Genomic DNA, 297 nt, shown 5'->3' on the forward strand with positions numbered 1-297 from the left:
CTCATGCACGAGGGACGAAAGCTCAACTACAGCATTTTCAATAAATTAGCTGGGCTACAGCAGAATGAGATCGTTGAGAATAAACGGTTAGGTACAGTTCTGGCACATATTCAGCAACAGCATGAAGAGTTGGAAAAACAGAATAAACGTTCCCGTCTCAAGAAAAGTATGCCGAGTCGTAAAGCTCAGAAAGCTGTTATTGAACAAAGAAAGTTAAATCCTGTGCTTGACTCTTGTGGTTAAAAACAGGACATTTTAAATGGTTTATCGCATAGACATTTTAATTGGTGAATAACA

General features: G+C 38.4%; 1 pseudogene. It reads left to right on the forward strand.

The features are described 5' to 3' along the window. Positions 1-243, forward strand: a pseudogene (locus NI466_RS15875) (ISNCY family transposase); the annotation flags it as partial. Positions 244-297 lie beyond the last annotated feature (54 nt).

The organism is Acinetobacter lwoffii (assembly GCF_024129595.1).
Lineage (GTDB): Bacteria > Pseudomonadota > Gammaproteobacteria > Pseudomonadales > Moraxellaceae > Acinetobacter > Acinetobacter lwoffii_O.